At 61.9% G+C, this 8,065-nt stretch carries 7 protein-coding genes and 1 pseudogene; 7 read left to right on the forward strand and 1 reads right to left on the reverse strand.

The features are described from left to right. The coding region (locus EOA86_RS13325) for a phosphoenolpyruvate carboxykinase (protein ID WP_128342082.1) at positions 1-1,397 on the reverse strand (1,397 nt) is incomplete at its 3' end. 344 nt (positions 1,398-1,741) lie between these two features. Here EOA86_RS13325 and EOA86_RS13330 point away from each other — a divergent pair. From EOA86_RS13330 to EOA86_RS13365, 7 genes and pseudogenes are all read left to right on the forward strand, one after another. Beyond that, a complete protein-coding gene (locus tag EOA86_RS13330) occupies positions 1,742-2,443 on the forward strand; it encodes a response regulator transcription factor (RefSeq protein WP_127314573.1) in 702 nt (233 codons plus the stop codon). Positions 2,444-2,527: 84 nt separating this feature from the next. Next, positions 2,528-4,309, forward strand: a complete 1,782-nt coding sequence (locus EOA86_RS13340; protein ID WP_127314572.1) for a sensor histidine kinase — start codon at positions 2,528-2,530, stop codon at positions 4,307-4,309. 120 nt (positions 4,310-4,429) lie between these two features. After that, positions 4,430-4,891, forward strand: coding sequence for an HPr kinase/phosphorylase (locus tag EOA86_RS13345; protein ID WP_128342083.1), 462 nt, complete (start codon positions 4,430-4,432; stop codon positions 4,889-4,891). Positions 4,892-5,054: 163 nt separating this feature from the next. Continuing rightward, on the forward strand, positions 5,055-5,456 hold the full coding sequence (locus tag EOA86_RS13350; RefSeq protein WP_029347440.1) for a PTS sugar transporter subunit IIA: 402 nt from the start codon (positions 5,055-5,057) through the stop codon (positions 5,454-5,456). Beyond that, the gene (locus EOA86_RS13355; protein WP_128342085.1) at positions 5,453-5,749 is read left to right on the forward strand and encodes an HPr family phosphocarrier protein; all 297 of its coding nucleotides are present in this window, start codon (positions 5,453-5,455) and stop codon (positions 5,747-5,749) included. Before EOA86_RS13350 ends, EOA86_RS13355 begins: the two co-directional genes overlap by 4 nt. Positions 5,750-5,997: 248 nt before the next feature. Further along, on the forward strand, positions 5,998-7,398 hold the full coding sequence (ahcY, locus tag EOA86_RS13360; RefSeq protein WP_128342086.1) for an adenosylhomocysteinase: 1,401 nt from the start codon (positions 5,998-6,000) through the stop codon (positions 7,396-7,398). 189 nt (positions 7,399-7,587) lie between these two features. Then, positions 7,588-8,065: pseudogene (locus tag EOA86_RS13365) on the forward strand (alkaline phosphatase); the annotation flags it as partial.

Here is an 8,065-nt window from a genome sequence, read left to right on the forward strand (position 1 = left end):
GTCCGGAAACCGGCCCCTTTCAGCGAGCCGTCGAGTGCCGCGGCAAGCAGCGCTCGCGTCGCCTTGATCGGCATCCGCTTGCCGGTGCCGTACGCGCCGCCGGTCCAGCCGGTGTTGACCAGCCAGCAATCGACACCGTGATGGGCGATCAGTTCGCGCAGCAGATTGCCGTATTCCGACGGATGGCGCGGCATGAACGGTGCGCCGAAACAGGTCGAAAACGTCGCTTCGGGTTCGGTGACGCCCTTTTCGGTCCCAGCCACCTTGGCGGTGTAGCCGGAGAGGAAATGGTACATCGCCTGCGCAGGGGTCAGCCGTGCGATCGGCGGCATCACGCCGAATGCGTCGGCGGTCAGCATGATGATGTTTTTCGGGTGACCGGCGCGGCCCGTCTTGCTGGCGTTGGGGATGAAGTGGAGCGGATAGGCGCAGCGCGTGTTTTCAGTGAGACTGCCGTCGTCGAAATCCGGCACGCGGCCCGCATCGAGCACCACATTCTCCAGCACCGTGCCGAAGCGTTGCGTGGTGGCGAAGATCTCCGGCTCGGCTTCGGCGGAAAGCTTTATCGTCTTGGCATAACAGCCGCCTTCGAAATTGAAGATGCCATGCGGACCCCAGCCGTGCTCGTCGTCGCCGATCAGCGTGCGCGACGGATCGGCCGACAGCGTCGTCTTGCCGGTTCCCGAGAGGCCGAAGAAGATGGCCGCGTCTCCGTCGGCGCCTTCATTGGCCGAACAATGCATCGGCATCACGCCCTTGGCCGGCAACAGATAGTTGAGCATGGTGAAGACCGACTTCTTCATTTCGCCGGCATAGGAGGTGCCGCCGATCAGCACGATCATGCGCGAGAGATCGACGGCGATCACCGTTTCGGTGCGGGTGCCGTGGCGAACCGGATCGGCGCGGAACGACGGCAGGTCGATGATCGTCATGTCAGGCACGAAATGCTCGAGCTCGGCGGCTTCCGGACGAATGAGCAGATTGCGGATGAACAACGAGTGCCAGGCAAGCTCCGTGACGACCCTGGTCGTCAGTTTCAAGTCCTCATCGGCGCCGCCGACCAGGTCCTGCACATAAAGATCCTTGTCTGCTGCATGGGCGCGAAAATCGGCGAGCAGCGTTTCGAACTGGGCCGGCGACATCGCCTTGTTGTTGTCCCACCATACATGCGGCCCGGTGGTCTCGTCACGCACGACGAATTTGTCCTTGGGCGAGCGGCCGGTGTGCTGCCCGGTCTCGGCGACCAGCGCGCCATGCGCGGTGAGCCGGGCCTCGCCGCGGCGGACCGCTTCCTCGTAAAGGACGGCTTCGCCGAAATTATAGCGCACCGCGCCCGTGGTCTTTAGGCCGATCCGATCGATCGCCCATGCGGGATTGCGTTTGCCGGCTTCCGACATAAGGGGTTCCTTCTTCGATTTGCAGCATCCTGGCCGGCGAATTTCCGGAGTCCCCACGAAGGAGACTGTAACGGTGAGAACCAGAAAAGCCAAATGATATCAAATAATTAATCGATTTAAATATTTTGAAAGTTGTTTAAATCGTTTATATGTGCAAAAAATCAGGCGGTTGCCCGAAGGATTGGCGGTCTTTAACAGTCCAATCCATGTTGAGGTGAGATTGTGGCCGCCGGCATGCCGCTCGTGACAGCGTACGAAGCCTGTGCCACATTTTGTACCTAATTTGTCCTGCAAAAGCCCCTTCTCGACCAAAGAAGGGACAGCTCATGAGGGAGCCACTTGAAATGGCAACAATCGCGCTTGTCGACGACGACCGCAACATTCTGACGTCGGTGTCGATCGCCCTCGAATCGGAGGGGTATCGCGTCGAAACTTACACGGATGGGGCGTCGGCGCTGGAAGGCCTGGCGGCGCGCCCGCCGAATCTCGCCATCCTTGACATCAAGATGCCGCGCATGGACGGCATGGAGCTTCTGCGCCGGATGCGCCAGAAATCCGACCTGCCGGTGATCTTCCTGACGTCCAAGGACGACGAGATCGATGAGCTTTTCGGCCTCAAGATGGGCGCCGACGACTTCATCCGCAAACCCTTCTCGCAGCGTCTTCTGGTCGAGCGGGTTCGCGCCGTGCTGCGCCGTGCCGGCGCCCGCGAGGCATCGGCCAAGACGCCCAGCCAGCAGGCCCGTTCGCTCGAGCGCGGCCAGCTTGTCATGGACCAGGAGCGTCACACCTGCACCTGGAAGGGCGAGCCGGTGACGCTTACCGTCACCGAGTTCCTGATCCTGCATTCTCTGGCCCAGCGCCCCGGTGTGGTAAAAAGCCGTGATGCGCTGATGGATTCGGCCTATGATGAGCAGGTCTATGTCGATGACCGCACCATCGACAGTCACATCAAGCGGCTTCGCAAGAAGTTCAAGGCCGTCGATGATGACTTCGAGATGATCGAAACCCTTTACGGAGTCGGATATCGGTTCCGCGAAGCATGAATTGATGCATGTCGCCCAAAAGTGGTCCCGGTTTTGCGACAACGACATGCTCAAAACTAAAGACTGAGCGGGGGCTGCTATTCGATGGCAGTGGACGTAGAGCGAGTGAGACGGACGGGCGCCCGGCGCCCGTCGCGGATTCTGCCGGCATTCCTGTCGAGAATCACGGTGCCGATGCGCCGCTTCCTCGGCCACCATATCTTTTCCAGCCTGACGCGGCGCATTCTCTTCCTCAACCTCGCCGGCCTGGCCGTCCTGGTCACCGGCATTCTCTACCTCAACACGTTTCGCGACGGGCTGATCGATGCCCGCGTCGAAAGCCTGATGACCCAGGGCGAGATCATCGCCGGGGCGATCGCGGCATCGGCGACGGTCGAGACCGATTCGATCAGCATCGATCCGGAAAAGCTGCTTGAACTGCAGGCCGGCGAAAGCCTGGGCCCCGGCTCCGATCAGCTCGACAATCTCGATTTTCCGATCAATCCGGAGCGCGTCGCGCCGGTGCTTAGGCGCTTGATTTCGCCGACACGGACGCGCGCCCGCATCTATGATCGCGAGGCCAATCTGTTGCTCGATTCCCGTCATCTCTATTCGCGTGGCCAGATCCTTCGCTACGACCTGCCGCCGGTCGACGCGGAAGAGCCCGACCTTCTGGAACGCATCCAGAAGTTCGTCTTCGACTTCTTCCGCAACACCGCGCTGCCGATCTACCATGAACAGCCGGGCGGCAATGGCGCAGCATTTCCGGAGGTGGTCAAGGCGCTTACCGGCAGCCCGTCGACCATCGTGCGGATCTCCGAACAGGGCGAGCAGATTGTTTCGGTCGCCGTGCCGATCCAGCGCTTCCGCGCCGTCCTCGGCGTGCTGATGCTGTCGACGGAAGGCGGCGACATCGACAAGATCGTCGCGGCCGAGCGCAAGGCGATCCTGCGCGTCTTCGGCATCGCCGCCCTTGTCACCGCGATCCTGTCGATGCTGCTCGCCTCGACCATCGCCAACCCGCTGCGCCGGCTGTCGGCGGCGGCGGTCAGGGTGCGGCGCGGCGTCAAGAATCGCGAGGAAATCCCGGATTTCTCCGACCGGCAGGACGAGATCGGCAATCTGTCGATCGCCGTGCGCGACATGACCAATGCGCTCTACGCCCGCATCGAGGCGATCGAAAGTTTCGCGGCTGACGTCTCGCACGAATTGAAGAACCCGCTGACCTCGCTGCGCAGCGCGGTGGAGACCCTGCCGCTGGCCAAGAACGACACGTCGCGCGGCCGGCTGATGGAGATCATCCAGCACGATGTCAGGCGGCTGGACCGTCTCATCACCGACATTTCCGACGCCTCCCGTCTTGACGCCGAGCTCGCGCGGGAAGACGCAGGAACCGTGGATCTCAAGAAATTCATCACGGATCTTGTCGACGTTTCGCGCACTGCGACGCGCAACAAGAAGACGGTCGACATCGAATTCAAGGTCGCCAAACTGCCGCAGGGCGTCAAAGGCTATTTCGTCGCCGGCCATGATCTGAGGATCGGCCAGGTCATCACCAATCTGATCGAGAATGCCCGCTCCTTCGTTCCTGAAGAGCGCGGCCACATCGCCATATCTCTGGCGCGCGCCGGCAAGGTCAACATCATCACCGTCGACGACAATGGTCCCGGTATCAGGGCCGACAACATCGACCGCATCTTCGAACGCTTCTACACCGACCGGCCGGCCGGCGAGGCGTTCGGCCAGAACTCAGGCCTCGGCCTGTCGATCAGCAGGCAGATCGTCGAAGCCCATGGCGGCACGCTGACCGCCGAGAACATCCCGGGCACCAAACCCGGCGAGATCAAGGGCGCGCGCTTCGTCGTGACACTGCCGGCCGAAGGCTGACGCATGATCCCAAAAAGTGGGCAGCGGTTTTCGGACAAGATAATGCGTAAACCAAAAAGCATGACTCCGAAAAGTGGGTCCGCGGCAGCGAAAAGTGGGAACCGGGTTTCGGACAAGATCATGCCTGATCCAACTGTGCTGGCCGAGAACATTCACGGCACGGCGATCCTGATCGGCGAGTGTGGTGTCCTTATCACGGGACCGTCCGGCTCGGGCAAGACGACGCTGGCGCTCGCCCTCATCGATCATTGTCGCCAGCATGGATTGTTTTCGCGGCTGATCGGCGACGACAGGCTCCTCGCTGCCGATCACGCGGGGCGGCTGGTCTGCCGGGTGCCCACTCCCATCGCCGGCCTCGCCGAGGTGCCCGGATTCGGTCCGCGTCCATTGTCGTTCGAGCCCGGCGGCGTAATCGACCTTCATGTCCGGCTGGTGCCGGCAAGCGAGATGGTCCGCTTCCAGGAAGATGTCGGCGAGCCGATCGCGGGCGTTGTGGTGCCACGAATCGATTTTGCCGAACGCAACGTCTCCACCGCCCTGCTGGCCATGATGGCGCGGCTGCCAATTGCGCCTTTCGTATGATCCGGTTCCCGGTTTTTTGCTGCAATGCGTCAAAATGGCCTGGGCCGGTGCAATTTTGGGCTTGTCAACGCGTCTCGCGTCGACAAGATAGCGCTCCCGCCGCCTGGAACGGCCGGCGAGCATGAAACGCCTATGAAGCGGCGATGACGGGAGCCACCAAAGAATGATCGGACTCGTGCTTGTAACGCACGGTCAACTGGCCGCCGAATTCCGCCATGCCGTGGAACATGTCGTCGGGCCACAAGACAGTTTCGAGACCGTGGCGATCGGCGCCGATGACGATATGGAGCAGCGCCGCAGCGACATCGTCGACGCCGTTGCCCGTGTCGACACGGGAGCCGGCGTCATCGTTTTGACGGACATGTTCGGCGGAACGCCCTCCAATCTTGCCATTTCAGTGATGGAATCCGGTCGTACCGAAGTCATTGCCGGCATGAACCTGCCGATGCTGATCAAGCTGTCCAGCATTCGCAAGGGCGACAATATGAGCGCAGCGCTGGACGAGGCGCAGGCGGCCGGCCGCAAATACATCAATGTCGCCAGCCAGCTTCTGAGCAGCAAATGAACGCGCTGTTGGCCAAGAAGGGTGACATCGTCCGGGAATTTCCAATCGTCAACCAGCGTGGCCTGCATGCCCGCGCCTCGGCGAAGTTCGTTCAGGTCGCAAGCGGCTTCGACGCCTCCGTCCAGGTCGAGAAGGACGGCGTCACGGTTGGCGGCACCTCGATCATGGGCCTCATGATGCTGGCGGCGAGCCCCGGCTATTCGATCCGCGTCACCGCCAGCGGCCCGGAGGCCGAGCAGGTGATCGACGCGCTGGAGCAACTGGTCGCCTCCCGCTTCGGCGAGGAGTCCTGACGCCCAGAGCGCCGCGCCTCATTGGACGCGCAAAGGACGCTATGGCACTCTGAATTTGCGCATAGGCTTCCGGAAACCGATTCCGATTTCGGACCGAGGCGCCTCCGAAGACATGCACGGATAAAGATTTCTTTATATCCCATTGTCGTCAGACCGACGATCTGCTAGTCAGGCCGGCAACTCGCGCCCTTCGACACGCCTTCCGGCGTGGGCGCATCCCGAAGACAATTCTTGATCGGAGCACTGCCATGACGGGTAGCAATGACTATGTGGTCGCCGACATCTCACTTGCCGGCTGGGGCCGCAAGGAGATCGAGATCGCCGAAACCGAAATGCCGGGCCTGATGGCGTGCCGCGAAGAATTCGGCAAGGCGCAGCCGCTCAAGGGCGCGCGCATCACCGGCTCCCTGCACATGACCATCCAGACGGCCGTGCTGATCGAAACGCTGAAGGCGCTCGGCGCCGATATCCGCTGGGCCTCCTGCAACATCTTCTCGACCCAGGACCATGCGGCCGCGGCCATCGCCGAGGCCGGCATTCCGGTCTTCGCCGTCAAGGGCGAGACGCTCGAGGACTACTGGGTCTACACCGACAAGATCTTCCAGTGGGCCGATGGCGGCACCTCCAACATGATCCTCGACGATGGCGGCGATGCCACCATGTACATCCTGATCGGCGCGCGCGCCGAAGCCGGCGAGGATGTGCTCTCCAATCCGGGCAGCGAGGAGGAAGAAATCCTGATTGCCCAGATCAAGAAGCGTATGGCGGCATCGCCCGGTTTCTTCACCAAGCAGAAGGAAGCGATCCGCGGCGTCACCGAAGAGACGACGACCGGCGTCAACCGGCTCTATCAGTTGCAGAAGAAGGGCCTGCTGCCGTTCCCGGCGATCAACGTCAACGATAGCGTGACCAAGTCGAAATTCGACAACAAATATGGCTGCAAGGAATCGCTGGTCGACGGCATACGCCGCGGCACCGACACGATGATGGCCGGCAAGGTTGCGGTCGTCTGCGGCTATGGCGATGTCGGCAAGGGTTCTTCGGCTTCGCTCAAGGGCGCCGGCGCCCGCGTCAAGGTCACAGAGGTCGATCCGATCTGCGCGTTGCAGGCGGCGATGGACGGTTTCGAAGTCGTCACGCTCGAGGATGCCGCCCCGACCGCCGACATCATCATCACCACCACCGGCAACAAGGATGTCGTCACCCTCGACCACATGCGGGCGATGAAGGACATGGTGATCGTCGGCAATATCGGTCACTTCGACAACGAGATCCAGGTGGCGTCGCTGCGCAATCTGAAGTGGACCAACATCAAGCCGCAGGTCGACATGATCACCTTCCCGGACGGCAAGCGGATGATCCTTTTGTCGGAAGGCCGACTGCTCAATCTCGGCAACGCCACCGGCCACCCGAGCTTCGTCATGTCGGCGTCCTTCACCAACCAGGTGCTGGCCCAGATCGAGCTGTACACCAAGCCCGGCCAGTATCAGAACCAAGTCTATGTCCTGCCGAAGCATCTCGATGAAAAGGTCGCGCGCCTTCATCTCGACAAGCTCGGCGCCCGGCTCACCGAGCTGTCCGGCGAACAGGCCGCCTATATCGGCGTGACCCCGCAGGGACCGTTCAAGCCGGAACACTACCGCTATTAACCACAGCGGAAATTACCACTAGATATTGAGGCCGGGCGATTGACTTTTCGCCCGGCTTTATTTTTGCGCTGATTGATTCTTCACGCCGATTCGCGCAAGCGCTATGGTGCTGATTCGCGGGGCCGGGAGACGAGGGCCGACCCCCGCATCAGGGCGGTCTTGCATTCAGGCGGCGAAGAGGACCAGGACATGCCGGGGGATTACCCGCATTGCGCGGGACAGGCCGTTTCCGGCGGCCACAACGATTCGGTGACCACGGGTTCCGCTGCCAGAGGCGGGAGCCTTCTATGGCGCGCTGGCAGCCGCGTCGGAAAATTGCTTGCTTCTTCCGCGCTCGCCGGTCCGCTGCTTGGCCTTTCGGCACATGCTGGACCCGCTGCTGCGTCCAAAGCCGGGCTGTCGGTCAGCACCGTCGAGGTCATGCAACTCGCGATGTTTGTCGGCGTCATGGGCGCGGCACTTGTCTCAGCCATTTTCCTGATCCGCGAACGGGCGCGTACCTCGGCGCAGAATGTCGAACTCAGAGCCCGCTTGGCCGACGTCAACGCTGCGCTGCAACGCTCCGAGGCGCTGCTCAATCTGCGCGGCCAGCGTGTCGTCGTATGGGCCTCGGAAAACAAGAAGCCCGAGCTCGTCGGGACATTGCCGGTTGAAAGCGGCGCTCCGG

Source organism: Mesorhizobium sp. M5C.F.Ca.IN.020.32.2.1, from assembly GCF_004023105.1.
Taxonomy (GTDB): Bacteria; Pseudomonadota; Alphaproteobacteria; order Rhizobiales; family Rhizobiaceae; genus Mesorhizobium; species Mesorhizobium wenxiniae.